This window comes from Xanthomonas sp. NCPPB 2922 (assembly GCF_041520885.1).
Taxonomy (GTDB): Bacteria; Pseudomonadota; Gammaproteobacteria; order Xanthomonadales; family Xanthomonadaceae; genus Xanthomonas; species Xanthomonas campestris.
In genome coordinates, this window is record NZ_JBGOFY010000029.1 from 1 (window position 1) to 23607 (window position 23607).

General features: G+C 62.6%; 18 protein-coding genes and 1 other RNA gene. 8 read left to right on the forward strand and 11 right to left on the reverse strand.

Going from position 1 to position 23607, the window contains the following annotated elements; translation table 11 throughout:
• From ACD584_RS20130 to ACD584_RS20140, 3 genes are all read right to left on the reverse strand, one after another.
• On the reverse strand, positions 1-1171 hold a 1171-nt coding region (locus ACD584_RS20130), incomplete at its 3' end, for a hypothetical protein (protein WP_372357326.1).
• A 5-nt stretch (positions 1172-1176) separates the two neighbouring features.
• A complete protein-coding gene (locus ACD584_RS20135) occupies positions 1177-1797 on the reverse strand; it encodes a hypothetical protein (protein WP_223647229.1) in 621 nt (206 codons plus the stop codon).
• Positions 1798-1970: 173 nt separating this feature from the next.
• Positions 1971-2225, reverse strand: coding sequence for an XAC0095 family protein (locus tag ACD584_RS20140; protein WP_040942114.1), 255 nt, complete (start codon positions 2223-2225; stop codon positions 1971-1973).
• Positions 2226-2745: 520 nt separating this feature from the next.
• On the opposite strand from ACD584_RS20140, the gene ACD584_RS20145 reads away from it, so the two are divergent.
• On the forward strand, positions 2746-3099 hold the full coding sequence (locus ACD584_RS20145; protein ID WP_040942113.1) for a ribonuclease E inhibitor RraB: 354 nt from the start codon (positions 2746-2748) through the stop codon (positions 3097-3099).
• 59 nt (positions 3100-3158) lie between these two features.
• On the opposite strand, the gene ACD584_RS20150 is transcribed toward ACD584_RS20145, so the two are convergent.
• From ACD584_RS20150 to ACD584_RS20165, 4 genes are all read right to left on the reverse strand, one after another.
• Positions 3159-3692 carry a lipocalin family protein gene (locus ACD584_RS20150; RefSeq protein WP_040942112.1) on the reverse strand — a complete coding sequence of 178 codons (534 nt, stop codon included), beginning with the start codon at positions 3690-3692 and terminating at the stop codon, positions 3159-3161.
• A 351-nt stretch (positions 3693-4043) separates the two neighbouring features.
• Complete coding sequence (locus ACD584_RS20155; RefSeq protein WP_076035874.1) at positions 4044-5078, reverse strand: glycoside hydrolase family 43 protein; 1035 nt, start codon at positions 5076-5078, stop codon at positions 4044-4046.
• Between the two features lie 35 nt (positions 5079-5113).
• Positions 5114-6601 (reverse strand): MFS transporter, encoded by a 1488-nt coding sequence (locus ACD584_RS20160; RefSeq protein WP_076035875.1) that lies wholly within the window; start codon positions 6599-6601, stop codon positions 5114-5116.
• A gap of 97 nt (positions 6602-6698) precedes the next feature.
• A complete protein-coding gene (locus ACD584_RS20165) occupies positions 6699-9641 on the reverse strand; it encodes a TonB-dependent receptor (protein ID WP_175611489.1) in 2943 nt (980 codons plus the stop codon).
• Positions 9642-9924: 283 nt separating this feature from the next.
• Here ACD584_RS20165 and ACD584_RS20170 point away from each other — a divergent pair, with 283 nt between their 5' ends.
• From ACD584_RS20170 to ACD584_RS20190, 5 genes are all read left to right on the forward strand, one after another.
• Positions 9925-11430 carry an MFS transporter gene (locus ACD584_RS20170; protein WP_076035876.1) on the forward strand — a complete coding sequence of 502 codons (1506 nt, stop codon included), beginning with the start codon at positions 9925-9927 and terminating at the stop codon, positions 11428-11430.
• 9 nt (positions 11431-11439) lie between these two features.
• Positions 11440-12432 carry an endo-1,4-beta-xylanase gene (locus tag ACD584_RS20175; protein WP_076035877.1) on the forward strand — a complete coding sequence of 331 codons (993 nt, stop codon included), beginning with the start codon at positions 11440-11442 and terminating at the stop codon, positions 12430-12432.
• Positions 12433-12483: 51 nt separating this feature from the next.
• Positions 12484-13899 (forward strand): glucuronate isomerase, encoded by a 1416-nt coding sequence (uxaC, locus tag ACD584_RS20180; RefSeq protein WP_076035878.1) that lies wholly within the window; start codon positions 12484-12486, stop codon positions 13897-13899.
• A 77-nt stretch (positions 13900-13976) separates the two neighbouring features.
• Positions 13977-16868, forward strand: a complete 2892-nt coding sequence (gene galB, locus ACD584_RS20185; RefSeq protein WP_303046061.1) for a beta-galactosidase GalB — start codon at positions 13977-13979, stop codon at positions 16866-16868.
• 104 nt (positions 16869-16972) lie between these two features.
• On the forward strand, positions 16973-18154 hold the full coding sequence (locus tag ACD584_RS20190; RefSeq protein WP_175611490.1) for an endo-1,4-beta-xylanase: 1182 nt from the start codon (positions 16973-16975) through the stop codon (positions 18152-18154).
• A gap of 63 nt (positions 18155-18217) precedes the next feature.
• Here ACD584_RS20190 and ACD584_RS20195 read toward each other — a convergent pair whose 3' ends face one another.
• Complete coding sequence (locus ACD584_RS20195; protein WP_228437982.1) at positions 18218-19150, reverse strand: hypothetical protein; 933 nt, start codon at positions 19148-19150, stop codon at positions 18218-18220.
• Positions 19132-19689 carry a hypothetical protein gene (locus ACD584_RS20200; RefSeq protein WP_139328347.1) on the reverse strand — a complete coding sequence of 186 codons (558 nt, stop codon included), beginning with the start codon at positions 19687-19689 and terminating at the stop codon, positions 19132-19134. The genes ACD584_RS20195 and ACD584_RS20200 overlap by 19 nt, the downstream gene beginning before the upstream one ends.
• A 364-nt stretch (positions 19690-20053) precedes the next feature.
• Here ACD584_RS20200 and ACD584_RS20205 point away from each other — a divergent pair, with 364 nt between their 5' ends.
• Complete coding sequence (locus ACD584_RS20205) at positions 20054-21091, forward strand: SMP-30/gluconolactonase/LRE family protein (protein ID WP_076035881.1); 1038 nt, start codon at positions 20054-20056, stop codon at positions 21089-21091.
• 129 nt (positions 21092-21220) lie between these two features.
• Here the strand turns inward: ACD584_RS20205 and ACD584_RS20210 are convergent, their stop codons facing one another.
• Positions 21221-22279, reverse strand: a complete 1059-nt coding sequence (locus tag ACD584_RS20210; protein ID WP_014509539.1) for a kelch repeat-containing protein — start codon at positions 22277-22279, stop codon at positions 21221-21223.
• A 335-nt stretch (positions 22280-22614) separates the two neighbouring features.
• On the opposite strand from ACD584_RS20210, the gene ACD584_RS20215 reads away from it, so the two are divergent.
• Positions 22615-23397, forward strand: coding sequence for a DNA-binding protein (locus ACD584_RS20215; protein ID WP_162277258.1), 783 nt, complete (start codon positions 22615-22617; stop codon positions 23395-23397).
• A gap of 3 nt (positions 23398-23400) precedes the next feature.
• On the opposite strand, the gene ACD584_RS20220 is transcribed toward ACD584_RS20215, so the two are convergent.
• A non-coding RNA gene (locus ACD584_RS20220) (sX9 sRNA) lies at positions 23401-23471 on the reverse strand.
• Positions 23472-23607: the final 136 nt, after the last annotated feature.

Here is a 23607-nt window from a genome sequence, read left to right on the forward strand (position 1 = left end):
GGGCGACCCCACCCACTGGATGCGCATAGGCCCTGTCGAATGCAATCGCACGGCTGACAGCGCCGGCTCCATAGTAGTTGGGGTAGTCCGAGTCGCCGTGGAATCCAATGCCTGTCGTCTGATTTTGCGGAAGTCCTGGCGTGCCTTTGGGTTGTTTGTCGAAGTAGTAGGTCGCTTGTGCAGACACATTCTGAGGCGTCATGGGCATTGAGCCGTCCTGATTGAACGTAATCCCTTGCCGCGCTTGTGTCTGCGTCCTGTTGTTCGGATTGGCCTCAACAAAGTCATCCAAACGGCCGTTTCCAAGCCGTCTCATTGGATTCAAATCGACGGCTGGGTTGATTTGTCGCTCCCGATCAATCAATGCGTTCCAACCTGAAATCTGAGCCTTGGCCTCATCGTCGCGCGCATTTTTAACTAGATTCTCCACGGGGAGCGTGTAATCGTTGACCGGATTATTGTCTTTTGCAATCGCTTTCACCGCGGAATCAAATTGTTTGTATGAGTTGGTCATGCTTACTTGATTGAAGGCATGCTGCGTCTCATGACCAAGAACAAATGTTAGATCAGTAGCGTTGAATTTATTGAATTGACTCTGGGTTTGCCCGACCGTAGCTGGTGGAATGCTCATGGTTTTGCTGGTAGGGTTGAACGTCCCACCTGCAATCGTGCCGCTGAGAGGAGCGAAATTTTCCAGCAGCATGCGTTTTTGGGGGTCGCTACTGTCAATGGTCGTAACAGCTCGCTTCATCTCGTTCGCCAGCGTCGGCGAACTGTTGATTGTCGCCTGCAGGTTGGTGACCATATCTTGCGTTACAGGCTGGCTTTGTTGGTTTGCATCTATGTACGAACTATTTGCGAAACGCATACCCATCTCTTGCAGCCGGAGCGAACCGCGCAAGCTCGCCGTCGGTGTGGATCCTGGATCAAGCGCCGGGAGGGTGACGATTCCGGATGCCTTGTCGTAGGAGCCCGTCAGCGGTTCGGAGCCGCCAACGCCTGGTAAGAATCCTTTCAGATGGCCGCTGGCTGCTTCTTGATTGAGTCTCTGTGTAAGGTCCGGATCGGACGCAATCGTAGAGCGTAACTGCGCTTCTTGATCGGGGGTGACATCTGACCGACCCGCGAACTGCGCCAATATGGACTGCAATTGAGTGTTGGCGTTTGCCATTATCGTTACTCCTCAAACTTGTGCAGACTTATCGACTTGACACAGTTTTCTCTTGATTTTCTTTGGGGGTCTACGGAGACAGGGTGCCATGGATTGATCTGGGCACGTATATTCTTACGTAAGTATTGAAAAGACAGGACCCGCCCAAACTCATTGTAAGACCAATATCCTATTTCAGTTTTGAATCCAGCGTCTTTCAAGGCCTTGTCGTATTTCTCAAAGACTAGCTCGCAAGGAGGAACGGTTGAAGGAGGAATGCTGCTCGGCGGTAAAAGTTCCAGAGTGACATTCGAATACTCCGAAAATTTCTCGTCGAAGTTGTAAGTGGTGGCATATTTTGAATAAGGAGAGGATTGATCGAGCACATAGAACCCAGAGTTTTCACCTGCATTCCTGGTGAAGGGAACTTCTAGATACCTTTCAAGAACCAATGGCGACAGCTCGTCGAAATTTTCGACATCTCTTATCAAGGATAAGAAGCGATCCATCAGGACTTGGGGTGTCAGCTCAGTGTGTGTTGTCATCTTTGTTCCTCGAGGTTCTTCAGCCGTCGGTTTGGCAGTTGCACAAGAAGTTGCCAAGCAGATGAGCACTACGACTACCACTAGATTTGCTTTAAATTTCATTCCGCATGCTCCCTTCATTTGCCAAGTGCATCGCTGAAAAATTCCCTTGAAAGACGATGTTCAGTGGCTTGGCACTTTTCTCTGTCAGATTTCTTATAGCTCGTAAAAGCAACAATAGGTAGCCGAGATCGGGACCAAAGCGATTGCCCATGTTGATTCAAGTCATGTGCATGCTATGACGAAGCACGTCGCTCTGTCATTTCGTCAGGCACCTTGGTCTGCATCAGCACATCATCCAATTGCTCAGCTAACAGATCGAAGCAAAACGCCAAAGCATCGATCGGTACGGGAGTCTCGTTGATGCCTGAGGTCGGCATGCAACGAGGACGTGCCAACACTGAGAGGAAGCGTAGATGATCGCGCGTTTGCACCAACCGAAGCTGCGCGTCTTCCGGCAGCAGGTAATACCCGAACAGAGACTGCTCCATGCTCACTCCTCCGGAACAGGCTCCCGCCGCACGATGCGGCGGGATGCCGGGAGGTTAGCAACCGCAAACAGACGGCGGGCTTATTTCCCTTGCGGGTGTTGTATTCGCCGCCCTCCCGACGTGAAGACGCCGAGCATGTGCCCGAACATCAGGCACAAAAAACCACCGCTTTACGGGGGTGGGCGCCGCTGTTTGTGGAGTTGCTACGCTCCGTGAAGGAGTGTGCTACCGATGCATGGAGGAGTCAAGATGCAGGCCCGGAATCCTCGTGCTCTTTGGATTATCAATGTCGTGTCGCAAAGATATATTTATTAATATACAGAAATTTCAGATCGGAGGTATAATTGGGGGATCGAATACGCTAGCTGACAAAGCGGAAATGACGTAATTCTAAAAAGAATCGTGGGCTCGAAAAGAATTATCACACGATTCGATTTCAGGCCGCAGTTAATGACAGGCTTCACAAGCCAGGCGCTAGAATTCTTCCTCTGCCAACCGGCCGCCAAAGACCGAAGCTCACATGCAACGACATCCGGACCTGTATCCCAACGACGATAACGGCGACACCCTCTGGCACATCGCCCAGCAAGGGGTGGATCTTTCCAAGCCTCGGGAGATTGCGTTTTCCGTGGTGTTCCCGACGAAAGAATCGGCATTGGAATTTTCCGTGACGCTGCTGCGCTTCGAGCAAAAGGTGCGTTGCTGCCACTATCCGGAAAACACCGCGTTTCCGATGGATGTGACGGTGTATCCGACCATGGTGCCGTCGCACAAGGCGATTTCGGCATTCGAGGAGGAGCTGGCCGTGGAGGCCAAGCCCCTGGGTGGCTTGAATGACGGCTGGGAGTTTTCCGTGGATGACAAGGACGCTTGACGCAGCCCGCGTGCGAGAGCCGGCGATGCAGTCACTGCATCGCTAAGCTGGTTGCACTCTTACCGCTGTGACTGCGGTACTCGGCGCAGCTTTGACACGTCATAGCCCATGGCGGCGATACGTTGGACAGCCTGCTGATAGTCGGCATCGGACACCTGCGGGGTACGCGCCATGTACCAGACGTAATCGCGCTTGCTGCGCGCCACGATGGTCTGCGCGTAGGCCGCATCCCGCCAGGCGATCACGTATTCGGCCTTGAACGGCCAGAAGAACTGCATGCTCCACAGCGCACCATTGCCTTCCTTCGCCACCTGGCCGATCGGATGCATGGACTTGAGCGGCGCCTGGAAGCTGCCCTTGCGGTAGGTGAAGGTGGTCTGGATGCGGCCGTCCGGCCGCAGCGCATAGCGCTCCACGGCATCGTAGGCCTTGCGCTCGGGCCGGGTGGGAATATGCGCGATGACGTACCAGTCGCCCATGAAGCGCGGCACGTCAACGCTGTCTGCGCGGGGCAATGCGGGACGCGGCTCGCTGCCGCTTGCACTCCCGCAGACTGCGAGTGTCAGTAAGAACAGCATCGAACCCTGCCGCATGGCAACCTCACCCAAGAGAAATACGTTCCTAGGCCTACGTAGCAACGATGCGTCTGGATGCACCTTGTGCAGGGCATCGCTTACCGAGATGCGACGAGCTCTAGCGTGTTGACTGGGCGCTACCGTGCAGGTTGCTCAGCGCTGCGTTGAGAACGCTAGCGCGCATCGAGATTGCGTGTGAGTCAGCAATATAGTGAACCTCAAGTTCGTGCCTGCCCGATCAAGAGCCAGTCGCCACACAGACGTTCAAGCGATGCGCAGGTTCACCCAAGCGAGCAGTGCCCGTGTATGTCACGAGCAAGCAAATGACCGGTTCCTGGACATCCCAACCAGCAACACTCCACCAGCATGTCACCAAGGCGACACGGCCGTTTCTCCATACGGATAAATGCGCGCGATCTTCCCATCTGCAGTGTGCTCCAGCGGCGTCATCTTGATGCTGCGCAGATGCGTCTGGCCGCCCGACAACACAGCGTCGTGATAGAACAGATACCACTGGCCTTCGAACGCGCAGATGGAGTGGTGCGTGGTCCAGCCGACCACCGGGTCGAGCAGCACGCCCTGGTAGACGAACGGGCCGTACGGGGAGTCGCTGGTGGCGTAGCAGATCAGGTGGGTGTCGCCGGTGGAATACGACAGGTAGTAGCGGCCGGCGTGGTGGTGGACCCAGGGGCCTTCGAAGAAACGGCGGGCGTGATCGCCGGCGCGTAGCGGGGCGCCGTGTTCGTCGAAGATGACGATCTCGCGGGTGGGTTCTGCCAGTTGCGTCATGTCCTCGCGCAGGCGTGCGACGCGCGGGCCGAGTGCGGGCGCATCGTCGGCCGGTTCCTGATGGGTCTGCGCGTAGACATTGTCGCGGTAGTGCTGCAGCTGGCCGCCCCAGATGCCGCCGAAATACAGGTAATGCGCGCCGTCGTCGTCAGCGAACACGGCTGGGTCGATCGAGTAGGTGCCGGCGATGGGCTCGGGTTCGGCCACGAACGGGCCTTGTGGTCCATCGCCGACCGCCACGCCAATCTGAAAGATGCCGTCGGCACGTTTTGCCGGGAAATACAGGTAGGTCTTGCCATCGCGTTGCGCGGCATCCGGCGCCCACATCTGGCGCTGTGCCCACGGCACATCGCGCACGTGCAGCACCTGGCCCAGGTCTTCCACTGCCGCATCAGGATGCGCCATGCGGAACACGTGGTAGTCGGCCATGTCGAAGTGCGAGCCATCGTCGCTGAAGGCGACACCAGCATCGATATCGTGCGAGGGATAGATGTACAGCGCGCCGTCGAACACGTGCGCGGACGGGTCGGCGGTGTAGACGTGGCTGACCAGCGGTGCGGAAATGGCGGTGCGCGCCAGGGCCTGCAGTGCGGCGGCTTCCAGTTCATTGGACATGCGCGTACCTGTGCATGAGAGGGAGGGGAGGGGTGTCAGCCGGCGGCCAGCGGCGCGGCCTGGCGGCGCGTGCCAAGCTCGTGTTCGATACGGGTTTCCAGCGCCTTGTCGATCTCGTACAGCGCCAGCAGCGCGGTGCCGAGCAGGAACGGAATGGACGCATACACGCTGATGGCCAGGCGGATGCCGCCGGTGACCGCGGCGCTCTGTTGCGGGATTGCCGCGTCATAGCCGTAGAACGCCAGGATGCCGGCGACCAGGGCGCCGCCCACGCTCAGCCCGATCTTCAGGCCGCACAACATGGCCGAGAAGATGATGGCGGTGGCACGCCGGTGGTTCTTCCATTCCGAGTAGTCGGCCACGTCGGCGATCATCGCCCATAGCAGCGGGATGGTGATGCCGTAGAAAAAGCCGTGCAGCACGTAGGAGGCGAACACCCAGCCGATCGCCGTGGGCGAGTAAACGTAGAACGCCAGCAGGAACAGGGTGGACATCAGCAGCGCGCCACCGAACACATTGCGCTTGCCGTTGCGGTCCGCCAGGCGCTTGGAAAAACCAATTCCCACGATCATCGCCAGGATGCCGCCGGCACTGAACACGCTGAAGGCCGAGGTCGGCGCATCCTGCGGCCACTGCAGTGCGCTCATGCCGGCACCGGTGAGCACGCTGTTGATGGCGCCGATGAAGCGGTTGAAGCCGGCGTTATCCAGGAACTGCGCCAAGGCGCCGGCGTCCAGGTAGTACTTGAAGTAGTAGATGTACATGCCGCCTTTCATGGCGAGATTGATGAACACCAGGATGGTCAGCGCCAGCATCACCAGCCACGGCTTGTTGCGTACCAGGTCGGTGAGGTCCTGGCGCACGCTGGTGCGCTGCTCGGTGATCGGCAGCACGCGCTCGCGCGTGGTGAAAAAGGTAATCAAAAAGCACAGCGTGCCGATCGCAGCGAACAACGCCATGGTGTTGCGAAAGCCTTGCGCCTTGTCGCCATTGCCCAGGACCAGCACCAGCGGCAGCAACAGCACCTGGATGATGAACTGCGCGAAGGTCACTGCCAGAAAGCGATACGCCGACAAACTATTGCGTTGCTCCATGCTGCCGGTGAGCACGCCACTCAACGCCGAATACGGCAGGTTGTTGGCCACGTACACCAGCATCAACAGCGTGTAGGTGGCGAAGGCGTAGATGAGCTTGCCGTGTTCGCCCAGTGCCGGGGTGTTGAAGGCGGCCAACGAGAGCGCGCCGAACGGCAGCGCCGTCCACAGGATCCACGGGCGGAACTTACCCCAGCGGGTGCGCGTGCGATCGGCCAGGATGCCGATGATGGGCGTGAACACAAATGCGCCCAGCAGGCCGACCACGAAGATCAGCGTGGCGGCCGCGCTTGCGGGAATGCGGAAGACATCGGTGTAGAAAAACGCGAGAAAGGTGACCAGGGTCTGGAAGATCAGATTGGCCGCCAGGTCGCCGAGGCTGTAGCCGATCTTTTCGCGCAAGGACAGCTGCTGTGACCGATCATTCATGAGGTGGGGCAGGCTCGAGGAGTGCTGCGGAAACGCCGCGGCGCGCAGTGCGCCACCGGTCGCGGTTGGGAGGACCCGCGACCGGTGACGGCAACACTCAGAAGGTACCGCGGATGCCGAGCATCACCGTGCGCCCCGGCTGGTACAGGTCATAGGTGGCGTTGGGCCAGGCGTAGGTGGTGCGCAGCGGTTCGTCGGTGAGGTTGGTCACGTTGAGCGTGATCTGCGGCTTGGAGGGCAGCCAATCCAGCGCGTAGCTCGCCGACAGATCCAGCTGGCCGCGTGCGTCGGCGTTGAGGCGTGCATACGGGATGCCGTTCTGGTTGGCGCCGGAGATCACCATGTCGTCGTTCCAGGTGTAGGACAGGCGCACCGAGGCGGCGTTCTTTTCCCAGTACACGGTGCCGTTCCACAGGTTTGGCGCCACGCCCACAGCCACCGCGGGCACGCCTTCGCCTTCGGAGGACTGGGTGACGTGGGTGTAGTTCACGCTGAAGCCCAGGCCGTCGACCAGCTTGTCCAGCGGCTGCACCCAGATCGCTTCGGTGCCGCGGATGTTCAGCACGCCATCGGCGTTGACCTGGGTCTGCACGTCCACGGTGGCTGCATTCGGGCCGCCACGCTGGTCCAGGCCGGCCTGCTGGATCGGCAGCAGGCTCTCGTACGGCACGCCCAGGTCGTTGAACGGGATGCGACGCACGCCGTTGACGGTGAAGCCGCTGATGCGCTTGTTGAACAGGGTCAGGCCCACATAGCCTTCGCCGCCGGTGTACCACTCGCCGCCGAAGTCGACGTTGGTGGACAGGTACGGTGCCAGGTTGGGATTGCCTTGCGTCGCGGTCTGCGCGGAGGGGTCGCTGAAGTTGGTGTTGGGCAACATCGCGCTGGGGTCGGGACGGGTGAGCGTGCGCGAGCTGGACAGGCGCATGACCACGTTGTCGGCCACATCCCAGGCCACATTGAACGAGGGCAGGGTTTCCTTGTAGTCCGAATCCAGCACCTGCACCTGGCGGATGCCGTTGATGGTGACCGGGCCGGTGATGGTCTGGTCGGTGGTCACGTAGCGCACGCCGGCATTCAGGCGCAGCGTGCGGTTCCACACTTCGGTTTCGGCGTTGGTTTCGATGTAGAAACCCAGGTTCTTTTCGCGGATGCCGCCGGCCGAGGCGCCGGTGTTGGCGGAGTTGGTTTCCGGTGCGGAATCACGCAACGCGTAGTAATTGGTGTCGCCCAGGAAGCGGTTGAAATCGGCGGTGATGAACCCGCCCGGGCCGGGCCGCAAATAGCCGGACAACGCCGCGTTGGGGATCGCCGAACCCGGCCCGCCATTGCACACGTTGCCGCCGCCGCCACGGCAGATCACCTGTTCCCACGCGGTGCTGTTGTCGAAGCCGCGGATGGTGCGCTCGGCCTGGTCGTAGGAGGTGCCGATCTTGATGTTGCGCTTGTCCTCGCCGAACTGCAGGTCGGCACGTGCGCCGCGTGTCTGGGTGACGCGCTTTTCGTTCTGGATGTTGACGCGGCCACCGGCCCAGCCCCAACCCAGGTTGGGGTCGTTGAGGTCCAGCGGGCTGCTGATCGACGGGCGGTCGCCGCCTTCGTTGCGGTAGTCCACGGTGGTGAACGGCGAGGTGACCAGGATGCTGGGCGACTCGCGCGCCAGCCAGCTGCGCGTGGCATTGGCCTGCACATTGAGCTTGATGTCCTGGTTCTCGCCGAATAGCAGCTCGGCGCCGGGATTGACGCTCCAGAATTTGACCTCTTCGCGGTACGGGCGCGCTTCCAGGAAGTACTGCGCGTTGGCGAAGGTGGCGCTGGTGACCACGTTGTTCTGATCCAGCTGCATGCCGAGCGGGATCATGTTGCCGTTGCGGCCGATCAGATTCATGCTGATCCGCTCGGTGGTGCGCTTGGCTTCGGAATACAGCGTGTCCAGGTAGAAATGCATGCTGTCCGAAGGCCGCCATTCCAGCGACATCACCGAGGCATCGCGGTCGCGATCGCCGTTCATGTAGACGCTGCGGCCCAGGCGCGGAATCAACGCGTCGCTGATCTGGTCGATGCTCAGGCCCGGGTTGCGCGCCAGCAGCCATGCCGCGTCGATGGTTTCGCCCGTGGTGAGGCCGCTGCCGGCGGTGGCCGGCACGCGGTCGGGAATGCGCCAGTTGCCACCGCCGTTGACGTTGCAGGCGGCCGGTTGATTGGTGGCCGGCGTGCCGGCGGGCGGGGTGAGCCCGCACTGGGTGTAGGTGAGGCCGGGATTGGTCCAGCCCACGCTCTCAAAGCCCTCCACGCCCAGTTTGCTGCGCACCGAGGCCACGCCGAACAGCGCGCCGAAGGTGCCTTGCTCGTTGGTCCAGCTGCCCATCACCGCGCCGCGCGGGGTGGTCTTTTCGCTGGTGCTGTTCCAGTCTGCCTGCGCCTGGTAGGTGAAATGCACGCCCGGGCGATCGAACGGGCGCGCGCTGCGCATGTCCACCACACCGGAGACGCCGCCCTCGAGCATGCTGGCGGTGGGCGTCTTGCTCACGGTGAGCTGGGTGAAAAACTCGGTGGGGAACAGGTTGAGGTCGACCTCGCGGTTCTGGTTCTGCGCGTTAAGGCCGATCGAGGCAGTGGCGATGCTGGCGCCGTTGAGTGTGGTCTTGGTGAAGCTGGTGCCCAGGCCGCGGATGGCGATGTTGAGGCCTTCGCCATTGACGTCGCGCGAGAGCTGCACGCCGGGGATGCGGTTGAGCGACTCGGCGATATTCATGTCCGGGAACTTGCCGATGTCTTCGGCAAACACGGTGTCGGCAAAGCCCACCGAATCGCGCTTGGCATCGGTGGAAAACTGGATGCTACGCCGGTAACCGGAGACGGTGACGGTATCGAGCTGGGTGACGGCATCGCCGCTGCCGACGGTGGTGGGCGGCGTCTGTGCGGTCGTGGCCGCAGCGCCTGCATCGGTGGATTGCGCAAAGGCGCAGGTGCTGGCCATGCCCAGCAAGGCGGTACTCAATGCGCAGGACAACGTGGTACGTGCATAACTGTTCTTCACCGTAATCCCTTCCCTATCAGGTGAGCAGATGTCCCACGCATCGCCCCTGCGCAGGGAGTGCCGGCACCGGCGGATGCGGGGCGGCGATGAAGCGGCGGAGCAACAGGCGACTGGTGGCGCCGGATGTTAGCGCTACCAAATCGCAGACATCACGCTGCAGGGCAGCATAGATTGGCAGGCATAGCGGAGGCGGCTGTATGGCAGGCAGGTGCGTGGTGTCGCATCACCGCAGTGCGCATTGGCGTGCTGCACTGCGTAATGGATTCTGCCGATGCGCATGGTAATGGTAGCGCTATCACCCGTGGCGCAATGCCACCCTCGTGCAGGTGCAGTGGTCGATGAATCGAACCGAAGAACACACGGCCACCGCGCCACGTTCACCGCGTTGCCGCGTTGCGCACAGGGGCAACGCGTACAGGGCATTGGCGGATTGCCGTTGCGCGCTGCCGCCGCGGTGCACGTTGTGAGCGAGTTGCCGGTGAACGCTGCAGCGACCGGGCCGCTGGCGCGGCTGGGCCGGATGCGCTGGCGTGTATGCGCGCTGTTGCTGGCGGCCACCACCATCAATTATGTCGACCGCCAGGTGCTGGGCGTGCTGGCGCCGTTTTTGCAGACGCAGATTGGCTGGAACGAAATCCAGTACGGCTACATCGTCACCGCCTTCCAGGCCGCGTATGCCCTCGGCTTGCTATGCAGCGGCGCGGTGATCGACCGCTTCGGCACGCGCGCAGGCTATGCCTTGGCCATCGGCATCTGGAGCCTGGCCGCGATGGGGCATGCGCTGGCCACCACCGTGGTGGGCTTTGCGATTGCGCGGTTTTTCCTGGGGCTGGGCGAATCGGGCAATTTCCCGGCGGCGATCAAGACCGTGGCCGAATGGTTCCCGCGCCGCGAGCGCGCGCTGGCCACCGGCATCTTCAATTCCGGCTCCAACATCGGCGCCATTGTCGCGCCCTTGCTGGTGCCGGTGATCGCCACCGCCTGGGGCTGGCAGGCCGCGTTCTTGTTCACCGGTGTGCTCAGTGCCACCTGGCTGGTGGTGTGGTGGTGCAGCTACCACCCACCCGAGCAGCAGCCGGGGCTGACGGCGGCCGAGCTTGCGCATATCCGCAGCGATGCGCACGAGCCGGTGCGGCGCCGGTTGTCGTGGCTGCAGGTGATGCGGCACCGGCAGGCCTGGGCATTTGTGCTGGGCAAGTTCATCACCGACCCGATCTGGTGGTTCTTTTTGTTCTGGCTGCCGAAATTCCTGCACGCCGAATACGGCCTGAGCCTGCTGCAACTGGGCGCGCCGTTGATTGTGATCTTCGTGCTGGCCGATATCGGCAGCATCGCCGGCGGATGGGTAGCCGGGCGCTTCATTGCGCGGGGCTGGAGCGTCAACCGCGCGCGCAAGACCGCGATGCTGATCTGCGCGTTGTCGGTGGTGCCCATCGTGTTTGCCGCGCGTGCCGACAATCTCTGGGTGGCAGTCGGTTTGATCGGGCTGGCGACGGCCGCGCATCAGGGTTGGTCGGCGAACCTGTTCACGCTGCCCTCTGACATGTTTCCGCGCCATGCGGTGGCCACGGTGGTGGGCATCGGCGGCTTTGCCGGCGCGGTGGGCGGCATGTTGATCGCCACCTTCATCGGGTTCTTGCTGCAAGCCACCGGCAGCTACGTGCCGGTGTTCCTGATGGCGGGCTCGGCCTACCTGCTGGCGCTGGCCATCGTGCACCATCTGGTGCCGTGGCTGGAGCCGGCGCAGCTGCCCGCCGATGCACCCGCACCTCCCGCCACGCACCCCTGAGGGCCGACCATGTCCACGCATGCATGCGCACTGTTGTTGATGCTCACCGCTGGCCTGGTGCCAGCCGCGCAGGCCGCGCCGCTGGCGGCGGGCGCGTCCAAGTTCCTGGGCAGTGCCTATGGCCCGCAGCAGGCGCCGGGGTTTACCCAGTACTGGAACAAGCTCACGCCGGAAAATGCCGGCAAGTGGGGCAGTGTGGAGGCGGTGCGCGACCAGATGGACTGGAGCGGCCTGGATACCGCCTACAACTTCGCCAAGGCCAACGGCATGCCGTTCCAGATGCATGTGCTGGTGTGGGGCAACCAGCAGCCGGAATGGATCAAGCACCTGCCGCCGGCCGAGCAGCGCCGCGAGATCGAGCAATGGTTTGCCGCAGTGGCGCAGCGCTACCCGGATATCGACCTGCTGGAAGTGGTCAACGAGCCGCTGAACGACCCGCCCAGCAAGGACGATAACGGTGGCGGCAATTATCTGCAGGCGCTCGGCGGCAACGGTGCCAGCGGCTGGGAGTGGGTGCTGCAATCGTTCCGGCTGGCGCGCCAGCAGTTTCCACGCGCACGGTTGATGATCAACGACTACAGCATCACCAATAGCCCTCAGGCCACGCAGCATTATCTGCAGATCGTGCAGCTGCTGCAGCGCGAGCAGCTGGTGGATGCGATCGGCGTGCAGGAGCACGCGTTCGAAACCACACCGAACGTGGCGATGTCGGTGCATTGCGCCAATCTCGACACGCTGGCCAGCACCGGCCTGCCGATCTACATCACCGAATTCGATCTGGATGGCCCAAGCGATGCGCAGCAGGTGGCCAGCTACCAGCGTGTGTTTCCGGTGTTCTGGGAGCACCCGGCGGTGGCCGGCATCACGCTGTGGGGCTATCGCCCCGGCTTGTGGCGCGACAAGGAAGCGGCTTATCTCATCCGCGCCGATGGCAGCGAGCGGCCGGCGCTGGCCTGGTTGCGCGACTACGTGGCCCAGCATCCTGGCGTGCGCGCACCGTGATGCGCTGCCGTGGCTGTACCGTTTTCCCCTGTTGTCCGGTGACCTGAGCCCATGCCCACACCCTTGATCCTGCACGACGACCGACTGCTGCCGGCAGACCCCGCCACGCGTGCCATCGCGCGCCGCCTGTATACGCAGACCGCGGCGTTGCCGATCATCAGCCCGCACGGCCATACCGACCCGGCCTGGTTTGCCACAGATGCCCCGTTCGCCAACGCGACCGAGCTGCTGCTGGTGCCCGATCACTACGTGTTCCGCATGCTGTACAGCCAGGGCATCGACCTGGATCAACTCGGCATTCCGCATGCCGATGGATCGCGTGCGCCGGTGGACCCGCGTGAGGCCTGGCGCGTGTTCGCCAGCCAGTTCGCGCTGTTGCGTGGCACGCCCTCGGCGTTGTGGCTCAACCACGTCTTCCATCAGGTGTTCGATCTGCGCATCCGCCTGGATGCCGGCAGCGCCGACCACTACTACGACCACATCACCGCCGCGCTGCAGACGCCGGCGTTCCGGCCGCGCGCGCTGTTCGAGCGCTTCAACATCGAGGTGATCGCCACCACCGAGTCGCCGTTGGACACGCTGGAGCAACACGCCACCATTCGCGACAGCGGTTGGAGCGGGCGCGTGCTCACCGCCTACCGCCCGGATGCGGTGGTGGACCCAGAGCATGAGCAATTCGCCAGCGCGCTGCAGCAGTTTGGCGCGCTGACCGGCGAGGATGTCCTGCAGTGGCCCGGCTATCTGCGTGCGCATCGGCAGCGCCGCGCGTTCTTCGCTGCGGCCGGTGCCACCTCCACCGATCACGGCCATCCCAGTGCGGCCACCGCAGACCTTTCGCCCGCCGAGGCACAGCGCCTGTTCGACACGGTGGTGCGTGGTCAGGCCACGCCGGCGCAGGCAGAGTTGTTCCGCGCGCAGGTGCTTACCGAAATGGCGGCGATGAGCGTAGACGACGGTCTGGTGATGCAGCTGCATCCGGGCTGTTTCCGCAATCACAATCGGCAGTTGTTTGAGCGGTACGGGCGCGACAAGGGCGCCGACATCCCGATGCGCACCGACTACGTGCATGCGCTCAAGCCGCTGCTGGACCGGTTCGGCAACGACCCGCGCTTTCGCCTGATCGTGTTCACGCTGGACGAAACCAGCTACAGCCGCGAACTGGCGCCGCTGGCCGGGCATTACCCGGCGCTGCTGCTGGGCCCGGCGTGGTGGTTCCACGATGCGCCGGAAGGCATGTGGCGGTTCCGCGAGCAGACGCTGGCCAGTGCCGGCTTCTACAACACGGTGGGCTTCAACGACGACACCCGCGCATTTCTGTCCATTCCCGCACGCCACGATGTGGCGCGGCGCGTGGACAGTGCATTCCTTGCGAAGCTGGTGGCCGAGCATCGGCTGGACGAAGACGAGGCCATGGAGGTCGCGAGCGATCTGGCGTACCGCCTGCCCAAGCAGGCCTATAAATTGTGAGAGCGGGCAACCGCACTGCGTGCGCCCTGCGAGGACTGGCGCACTGCAGGCGGCCTGCACCTGAGGGGAGTGAGAGGATGACACCAGCCGTTATGCAGCAGCAGGCAACCACGGCCGCACAGCGCGTGAGCGAGTGCGGCGTAGGTGTGGCGATGACCGGTGCCATGCGCCTACGCGTTGTGCTGTATCGCCTCTGCAGGCGTGCACGCGATGGGCGCCCAGGCACTACGCAGCAGCCGCTGCAGCGCAGCCTGCGCGCTGGATGCATGGCGCTGATCTGCCTCTGCACTACCGCAGGTGTGGTCACAGCGGCGGAGCCAACCAACGCGCCGCGCGAACGGATCTCGCTCAACGCCGACTGGCGCTTCCAGCGTGGCGACCCGCCTGGCAATACCGTGCGGCTGGAGTACGACGTACGCCCGGAGGTGGTTCGCAGCGAAGACGGCAAGGTGGCCGATGCGCGGCCCGAGCAGGCGCAACACATCGACGCCGACGCGCGCGACGTGCTCAAACCGTGGATCCTGCCAACTGCCAACAGCCTGATCGCCGACCCCATGCAGCGGCATGTGCGCCCGCCCGGGCACCCGGGCAGTGCGGTGGCCTACGTGCAGCCCACGTTCGATGACAGCGCATGGCAGCGCGTGGACCTGCCACACGATTGGGCAATTGCAGGGCCGTTCCTGGCCGATGGCCCGCATGGCGGCATGGGGCGATTGCCGAGCTGGGGCGTTGGCTGGTATCGCAAGGCGCTGCAGATTCCGGCCAGCGACCGCGGCCGCTCGCTGTTTCTCGATCTCGATGGCGCGATGTCCTACGCCACCGTCTGGCTCAACGGCAAGCTGGTGGGCGGCTGGCCGTATGGCTACACCAGCTGGCGCGTGGATCTCACACCGTATGTGGTGCCGGGCGGGCACAACCAGCTCGCGATCCGGCTGGACAACCCGCCTGATTCGGCGCGTTGGTATCCCGGCGGTGGCCTGTATCGCAATGTCTGGTTGACCAAGACCGGCCCGCTCCGCGTTGCCCAGTGGGGCACGCAGCTGAGCACGCCGCAGGTGTCGGCCGAGCGCGCGCAGGTGCAGCTGGCGGTGCAGCTGGACAATGCCGGTGCCGCCCCCGTGCAGGCGCAGGTGAGCACCGCGCTGTACGCGCTGGATGACGCCAGCGGCCTGCGCCGTGGCCCGGCGGTGGCGCAGATCGCCGCAGTGCAGGTACAGGTGGAGGCGGGTGGCAGTGCGCGCGTGCAGGGCAGTACGCAGATCGAGGCGCCACGGCGTTGGGGCCCACCACCGACACAGCAACCGCATCGCTATGTCGCGGTGACCGAGGTCAGCCAGGGTGGCCGCGTGGTCGATCGTGTCGAAACGCCGTTCGGCGTGCGCAGCGTGGTCTTCGACCCGGACAAGGGCTTAGTCATCAACGGCGAACACGTGCCCATCCGCGGGGTCAACAACCATCACGATCTGGGCGCGCTGGGGGCCGTGTTCAATGTGCGCGCCGCCGAGCGACAGCTGCAGTTACTGCAACAGATGGGCGCCAATGCCATCCGCATGAGCCACAACCCGCCCGCGCCGGAATTGCTGGAGCTCACCGACCGCATGGGCCTGCTGGTGGTGGACGAGGTGTTCGACAGCTGGGAGATGAAAAAGACCCCGCTGGATTTCCACCTGATCTTTCCGCAGTGGCACGAGCCGGATCTGCGCGCCATGCTGCGCCGCGACCGCAACCATCCCTCCATCATTTTGTGGAGCGTGGGCAACGAAGTGGGCGAGCAATACACCGGCGAAGCGGGCGCCGCGATCGCGCGCAGGCTGCACGCCATCGTGCACGCCGAAGACCCTACGCGCCCGGCGACGGCGGCGATGAACTACGCCTCGCCCGAGATGCCGCTGCCGGCGGCGCTGGATGTGATCAGCCTCAACTACCAGGGCGAAGGCATTCGCGATACGCCCGAGTTCGAAGGCACCGAACGCATCCGCAAGCCGCCGCAGTACCCGGCGTTCCATGCCAAATTTCCGCGCAAGGCCATCCTCAGCAGCGAGACAGCCTCGGCACTGAGCAGTCGGGGCGTATACCTGTTTCCGGTGAGTGTGCAGAGCAGCGCGCCGGTGCGTGATGGCCGCGGCGGCGATTCCGTGGCTCACCAGGTCAGCGCGTATGAGCTGCACGCGGTGGATTTCGGCTCCAGTGCCGACAAGGTCTTTGCCGCGTTGGATCGGCATCCGTTCGTGGCCGGCGAGTTTGTGTGGACCGGCTTCGACTATCTCGGCGAGCCCACGCCGTACTACAGCTCACGCAGTTCCTATTCCGGCATTCTGGATCTGGCTGGCTTCCCCAAGGACCGCTACTGGCTGTATCAGGCGCGCTGGCGGCCGGAGCTGCCGATGGCGCACCTGCTGCCGCACTGGAGCTGGCCTGGGCGCGAGGGCCAGGTGACGCCGGTGCACGTGTTCACCTCCGGCGACGAGGCCGAGCTATTCGTCAACGGCGTCTCGCAAGGCCGCAAGCGCAAGGCACCGTTGCAGTACCGGCTGCGCTGGGATGCGGTGGTGTACCAACCAGGCGAGCTGCGCGTGCAGGCTTACAAAAATGGCAAGCCGTGGGCCAGCGACCGCGTGCAGACCGCCGGCCGCGCCACGCGCATGCAGCTCAGCGCCGACCGCAGCCGGATCCGTGGCGATGGCAAGGACCTGAGTTTCATCACCGTGCGCCTGCTCGATGCCGACGGGCGCCCTGCACCGACTGCAGGCGACCGCCTGCGGTTCCGCGTGGAAGGCGCAGGCGAACTGGTCGCCACCGACAACGGTGACCCGACCAACCTGGAGGCTTTCGTCCTGCCCGAGCGCAACGTCTTCAACGGTCTGTGCCTGGCGATCGTGCGCGCCAAGCCAGGCGCGCAGGGGCCGATCACCGTGCATGTGCAATCCGACACGCTGCAATCCGCCAGCGTGCAGGTGCGGGCAGAATGAGCGTGGTGTTGCCATTGGTCGCCCGCTCAATGACAGAGGCGTCCATCGCCCAACGCGCGCGCAACTGCACCCGCTGTGACAGCAGCACTTCCAGGAACCACTGCATGCGCCTGTTTCGCCCACTCTTCTTTCGATGTGCAATGGTGCTGGGCTTGCTCGGCACAGCCGCTTCGCCCATCGCCTCGGCGGCCTGCACACCGGGCACCACGGCGCTCAAGGACGCGTATGCAGGCGGCTTTTTGATCGGCACTGCGGTCAATGCGGACATCGTCTCCGGCAAGGATGCGGCCTCCGCAGCGCTGGTTGGCTGCCACTTCAACGCGGTGACCGCCGAGAACGTGATGAAGGCCGAGGTGGTGGCGCCGCAGCCGGGCGTGTTCGATTTCACCGCGGCCGATGCCTTTGTCGCCGACGGGCAGCGGCGTGGCATGTTCATCGTTGGCCACACGCTGGTCTGGCATAACCAGACGCCGGAGTGGTTCTTTGTCGATGCAAACGGCAAACCGAATACGTCGCAAGTCCAACTGGAACGCATGCGCGCGCACATCGCGCGCGTGGCCGGCCGCTACGTGGGCAAGGTGCAGGCCTGGGACGTGGTCAACGAGATCCTCGACGAGGACGGCAGCTACCGCTCCACCAACTGGGTGCAGCGCGTCGGCGATGGCGATACCGTGGTGCGCAATGCGTTCGCCTTCGCGCAGCGCTATGCGCCCGACGCACAGCTCTACTACAACGACTTCAACGCCTGGCGGCCGGCCAAGCGCGACGGCATCGTGCGCATGGTCAGGATGCTGCAGCAGGCCGGCATCCGCATCGACGGCGTGGGCATGCAAGGGCATTGGGGCCTGAACTACCCCAGCGTGCAGGACATCGAAGCCGCCATCGACGCCTACGCTGCGCTCGGGGTCAAGGTCATGATCACCGAGCTGGACATCGACGTGCTGCCGGTCACCAAGGAAGGCCAGGTGATCGGCACGGGTTTTGCGCGCAAGCAGTTCCAGTTACCCGAATTCAAGCACTTCCTCGACCCGTACCCGGATGGCCTGCCGCCACAGGTGCAGACGCAGCTACGTGACCGCTATGCGGAACTGTTCGCGCTGTTCTGGCGCAAGCGCGACAAGCTGGCGCGCGTCAGCGTCTGGGGCGTCAGCGATGGCATGTCCTGGAAGAACGACTACCCCGTGCCCGGCCGCACCAATTACCCGTTGCTGTTCGACCGCAACCACCAGCCCAAGCCGGCCCTGGATGCGGTGCTGGCGGTGCCGGCAGGCGCTAGCGGAAAGTAAGCGGAGGGCTGATGATCATCGCTTCTAACGACGCGCACTCCAGTTGTGTAACGGAGCATTCTTCTAGTCGGTAGGCAGCCCGATGGCCTTTGCGGCAGACAACAGCTCTTGTTGACGCCCCCCGCGTGGCCATCCCGTCACCTGTCGTACTACTCTCCCATTCTTGAAAAAATAGAATGCCGGGGTCTCCCAATGGTTGATCATCCTCCAATCAGACCGTCGATAAACAAGTGAGAAATGTGCGTCGGGATGATGTGCGTTCCATTGCGCGTAGACAGAAAAGTCAGGTTGTCTGCTGGGTGGTGCTATCCACTTGGAATAGTCCCGCATGAGTTCCCTGAGTGGCGAGCTTCTGGAGATGTCATCAGCGGCCTGTTGTGTGTAAGCACACAGAGGATCGCCCACGACGAGAATTGTCGTTGGTTCAAGTCGTGCCATCGACTCCTTCAGTACTGCCCCATCCGTATTCACGACCAACTCCGATGCCATTCCTGCTTCGCGACCTTTGAGCGGAATTAATTTGGGTGGTCGGCGTGGTAGTGCGTAAGAATAATGATGAAAGAACGCCTGAGCTGCATTGAAGTCCCGTGCTGCCACCAATGCACCATAGGTGTTGACGATATCACTTGGCTGCATCAGTCTCTTGCCCTCAAGTACCTTCAAAAGTTTTACTTGGTCGTTGGCAATACCTGCATCGTCTGTATAAAACGAAGCGGCATTTGCCGCTTCAAAGAGGGCTCGTGCGTCGGTTGGCGAGAGCTTCTGGGCATCTTGCTTGAGCCGCAAGCGGATGCCTGCCAACGCATATGTCTGCATGGCATGGGCCAGTCTTTTACTCTCTGACGCCTGGTCAGGATTCTCGGCAGCTGCGATTATATCGGCACGTAACTTCAGGACTCCAGACGAAGAATCGTCGCTTGCGCATGCGTCCCCTGCGTAAAGTTGCACCAGGGTTGAGCAAAGCACCGTCAGGTAGATCAGCAATTTCCAGTGCATATAAAGTCGATGGACTTTTGGCAAGTTCCGCGACCCGCGCAGCGATAGTCGCCGTAATCTACTTCGGGGTCCTTTGAAGCAGCAGGCTGAATCAATGAGGAGCTTGCCGATAGGATTGCACGATCAACCTCACTTTCAACACGCAGTCCGGGAACGGAAGCTGTCGCATCCTGGATGCCAAGCAATGACAATATTGCATAAGCTTGGCGAATGCTGAGTCCGCTCAATTCCTTGTAAGAAAACGTCGTAACCCCCCGCTCGTTGAACTCGATGCTTTCGGTAAAACGCTGAGCAGAATTCCGATTCAGCACTGATAGTGGGGATCCGATGGGCTCTTGGGCAAGATAGCGCCTTACGTCTTGCTTATTCTTCAAAGGTGCCAATGCGAAGTCGCGGCTACGAATCTTTTGCGTCTCGCTTTGAATGGATGCTGCGTGTGCACTGTTCACTTCAACCTGGGTGCTCTGCTTGGTTGCACTTGCACACAGGGGTGTGATGAACGCGAGCGCGGATAAGAAAAGAGCAATTCGGTTTTTCATTTTTCCTCCTTGGTTCGTCTTGAGTAGTGCCTGACTCGCTTGGCTCGGAAATAAGCTAGTACTGCTTTTAGATAAAATTATTGCTTTTGGTCACACTCTAGTTGCCAATATGGATTTAAATTTTATAGGCAATATAAGTAAGGTGGGCAGGGACTCGGTGGCTGGCAGCTCCCGGGATGGCTTCTGTAAAGGTCTTGCAGTTCTGGCCGGTGCTATGAGTGCTCGATAGTAAGCGCAGCGCCTGACTGCTGTTCCTGCGTTTCGGCGTGACAGGTTAAGGTTAGTCTGCATTAATGCCGCGAACACCGTAATGAGCTCGGCCGCTTGGTGGCATGATGGGTGTCACTGACGAATGGGATTTACGATGCGCCTGTCACTTTTGATGCTGTTGGTCATTCCGCTGCTCGCATTGCTTTCTGCCTGTACCAAGAGCAATGCACCGCCATCGCGATACCCGGCGATTGGCCATCTTGAAAGCTTCCATGCGAGCTTCAGCGATGTGGTTGCAGCCGACGCACGCATCGAAAAGCTCACCGAGGGCTTCACCTGGTCCGAAGGCCCCACCTGGGTGCGGCAGGGCGGCTATCTGCTGTTCACCGATGTGCCGGAAAACAAGCTGTATCGCTGGTCCGAAGATGCAGGGTTATCGGTGTTCCTGTCGCCCTCCGGTTACGCCGGTACGGATGTCGCCGCGCTGCGCGAAGCCGGTGCCAATGGCCTGTTTGCCGAACCGGGCGGCACCGTGTTGCTGGCCGATTCCGGTACCCGCATCGTGGCGCGGCTGGACCCTGCCACGCGCACGAAAACTCCGCTGGCCACCAGTTTCGACGGCAAGCGTTTCAACAGCCCCAACGATGTGGTGCGGCGCAAGGACGGCGTGGTGTTCTTCACCGACCCACCGTATGGCTTGAAAGGCATGAACTATTCGCCGGTCAAGGAACTGCGCTTCAACGGCGTCTATCGCCTGGACACCGACGGCAGCGTGCACCTGCTCGACGACAGCCTGAGTTTTCCCAACGGCATTGCGCTGTCACCAGATCAGCGCACGCTCTACGTGGCCAACTCCGATCCGGCGCGCCCGATCTGGATGGCGTATGCGCTGGATGCGCAGGGCGCGGTGACCGGCAAGCGTGTGTTCGCCGATGCCACCGACCTGGTCAACAAAGACGCGCCCGGTTTGCCTGACGGCATGGCGGTGTCGGCAGATGGCCGCCTGTTCGCCACCGGCCCTGGCGGCGTCATCGTGTTCGATCCGGACGGCCGCAGACTCGGCCGCATCGAAACCGGTGCCGCCATTTCCAACTGCGCGTTCGGTAATGATGGCCACACGCTGTACATGACCTCGCACTCACTGCTGGCGCGGGTGAAGGTGACCTCGCTTGGGTTGGAGTTTGCACGCTGACAAGCGCACCACGCACCGAAGGCCCGCGATAGCCGCTCCACCGTAGGAGCGGCCTTGGCCGCGACAGGGCAGTGCCGATGCGCGCCATGCACAGGCGATCCATCTAGGCGTGCGCCCGCAGCGCACTGACTAATCCAGTGAATGCGTCCCCTGCGCCTTCGGCAACACCAGCACATTCTCCAGCTCCGGCCCACCGCCCCGATTTGCGCTACCCGCAGCGAGATAGACATCGCCCTTCACCGCGGCTGCCTGCGTGCCGTGGCGCCCCTGCGGTAACGTCGGCAGTGTCGTCCAGCGCGCCGTACGCGGGTCGTAGGCCTCCACCTCTTCGTGTGCCTTCACCTGGCGCGTGCTCTCGCCGCCCATGACGAGCAGCCGGCCATCGCGCGCGATCGCGGCGGTGCCCGCACGTGGCGTCGGCAGCGCGGCCGGTGCAACCGTCCAGGTGCGCTGTGCAATGTCGTACACATCGACCTCACCGATTGTCTGCGCCAGGGTATTGCCGCTTTCATGCGCGGAACGACGCCCGCCGGCGGCATACAGCTTGCCGTCGAGCACCACCGCATGGAAGTGATCGCGCGCATGCGGCGCGTCGGGCAGCTGCGTCCATTGTTGTGTCCGGGTGTCGAAAGCATCCAGCCAGGGCACGTAGCCGCTCATGTGGCCACGCGTATTGCCGCCGACCAGATACAACACACCGGCATGCTCCACCGTGCCGGCGGCACCGCGACGGCGCTGCGTGGGAATCTCCGGCCCGACCTGCCAATGGTCGGTCTTCGGGTCGTAGATCAGCATGTTGGTGAGCGAGGCTTCTTCGGGATAGTTGCCCGTAAAGCCACCCACCACGTAGAGCTTGCCGGACGACACCACGGCCTGGGCATGATTGACCATCAGCGGCGGCGTGGCGCCCTGCGACCACCGCTGCGTGGTGGTATCGAAGATCTCCAGCGGCCGGTCGTCGCGCCCACCCAGCAGGTACAGACGATCATCGATGGCGACCATGCTGTTCTCATGGCGCGCGTGCGGCGTGTTGTGCGTGGCCACCGTGCGCCACTGCGCGGGCTGCACCGCCTGTGCGGCTTCAGCCGATGTGCGGTTGCCATCGGGTGTGGCGCCAACGTGCGCAGGAATACATGTGACCCCGGCAGCGAACACGGCTGCGCGGAACGAAGTCGCCAAAGAGCTCATGGACGTCTCTGCCTGATTGCGATGACTGGCCAGTGTATCGGCACGCGCGTGCGCCGTGACCCTGTAAAAGCAGGCTGATCCGCGTGGTGCAGCGACGCCATGCAAAATTATTGCGACGTCACGCTACGCTGCTTGCATCAAGTCGATGGAGCCCGGTGGACGCATCTATCAACTGCTGCACGGCGTGCCCAATGCAGCACGCCAGAGAGCGGATCGCACAGATGCCTGCGCCCACAATGCACTGGCAGCGGTGGGTGCTCTCAGGCGCATGCTCTTCACGTCCAACAGCACCCCGCAATGCGAACACTACGGCAACGCACTGACAGGAGAGCTGCGTGGCACGCACCTCGACAACAAAGACCCTCAACACCACGCCACCCAAGACCGTCGCCAACGCAGCAGCCCGCGGATTGCGCTTGCGTGAGCAACACGGGCGCGGTGGCACCGCGATTGGTGTGGCACGTGCACGGGACATCTCCATCCAGAAGCAGCTCTCGGCCCAGACCATTCGGCGGATGCACGCGTACTTCGCTCGCCACAGCGTGGACAAGACCGGCAAGGGATGGGCGGATCGCACCAAGCCATCCGCCGGCTACATCGCCTGGCTGCTGTGGGGCGGCGATGCCGGGCAGCGGTGGGCCGAGCGACTGCATGCCCGCCTGCAGGAGGGCGACAACAAGCAGGCCGGAGCGGCTACCCAGAAAGCCGCCAGCACGAAGTCGTCCGCCAAAAAAAGCGCGGCGAAAACAGGTGCGAGCGCCGCCACGTCGAACAGCGGAGCACGTACAGCCGCGGAGAAGCGCGCGACACCCCGCAAGGGCACGGCAAAGAAAGCCACTAGCAGACGCGCGACACAGCAGAGCAGCGTGCGGAAGGGCGCCACCAAGAAGGTGGCTGCCAACAAGGCAACAAGCAACAAGACGGCTGCCAAGAAACCCGTCAGCAAGAAGAGTGCGCCCTGGAAAAAGCCCAACCCGGCCAAGACCTCCAGGCCACTGTCAGCTGCGCAGAAAACCCAAGCCAAGGCCCGCGCCAAGGCTGCAGGCCGTCCGTACCCCAACCTGGTCGACAACATGGCGGTTGCGAAGCAATCGAAAACCAGGAAGGCCGCGGAGTAGGAGCGCCAACACAACATAGTGTGCGTTGGGTGGGTGCGGACGGCACGGAGGAGGCGGAGTGCACGGCGCTGCATAAGGATTCCGTGCACCGGCCTCGGGCGGCTGCGTTGTCGTTTTGATGGCTGCTCCAACTCGCCAGTACGCAGCATCCATCCAGCACGTCTGCACCGCAGCTGGCCACCAGGCAGCGCGGATGTTCCGCGCTAACCG

Coding starts and splice junctions, on each gene's coding strand:
- ACD584_RS20145 (WP_040942113.1), top strand. CDS start 2,746: ATGCAACGACATCCGGACCTGTATCCCAACGACGATAACGGCGACACC.
- ACD584_RS20150 (WP_040942112.1), bottom strand. CDS start 3,692: ATGCGGCAGGGTTCGATGCTGTTCTTACTGACACTCGCAGTCTGCGGG.
- ACD584_RS20205 (WP_076035881.1), top strand. CDS start 20,054: ATGCGCCTGTCACTTTTGATGCTGTTGGTCATTCCGCTGCTCGCATTG.
- ACD584_RS20170 (WP_076035876.1), top strand. CDS start 9,925: ATGGTAGCGCTATCACCCGTGGCGCAATGCCACCCTCGTGCAGGTGCA.
- ACD584_RS20195 (WP_228437982.1), bottom strand. CDS start 19,150: ATGCACTGGAAATTGCTGATCTACCTGACGGTGCTTTGCTCAACCCTG.
- ACD584_RS20160 (WP_076035875.1), bottom strand. CDS start 6,601: ATGAATGATCGGTCACAGCAGCTGTCCTTGCGCGAAAAGATCGGCTAC.
- ACD584_RS20200 (WP_139328347.1), bottom strand. CDS start 19,689: ATGAAAAACCGAATTGCTCTTTTCTTATCCGCGCTCGCGTTCATCACA.
- ACD584_RS20155 (WP_076035874.1), bottom strand. CDS start 5,078: ATGTCCAATGAACTGGAAGCCGCCGCACTGCAGGCCCTGGCGCGCACC.
- ACD584_RS20190 (WP_175611490.1), top strand. CDS start 16,973: ATGCGCCTGTTTCGCCCACTCTTCTTTCGATGTGCAATGGTGCTGGGC.
- ACD584_RS20135 (WP_223647229.1), bottom strand. CDS start 1,797: ATGAAATTTAAAGCAAATCTAGTGGTAGTCGTAGTGCTCATCTGCTTG.
- galB (WP_303046061.1), top strand. CDS start 13,977: ATGACACCAGCCGTTATGCAGCAGCAGGCAACCACGGCCGCACAGCGC.
- ACD584_RS20210 (WP_014509539.1), bottom strand. CDS start 22,279: ATGAGCTCTTTGGCGACTTCGTTCCGCGCAGCCGTGTTCGCTGCCGGG.
- ACD584_RS20175 (WP_076035877.1), top strand. CDS start 11,440: ATGTCCACGCATGCATGCGCACTGTTGTTGATGCTCACCGCTGGCCTG.
- ACD584_RS20140 (WP_040942114.1), bottom strand. CDS start 2,225: ATGGAGCAGTCTCTGTTCGGGTATTACCTGCTGCCGGAAGACGCGCAG.
- uxaC (WP_076035878.1), top strand. CDS start 12,484: ATGCCCACACCCTTGATCCTGCACGACGACCGACTGCTGCCGGCAGAC.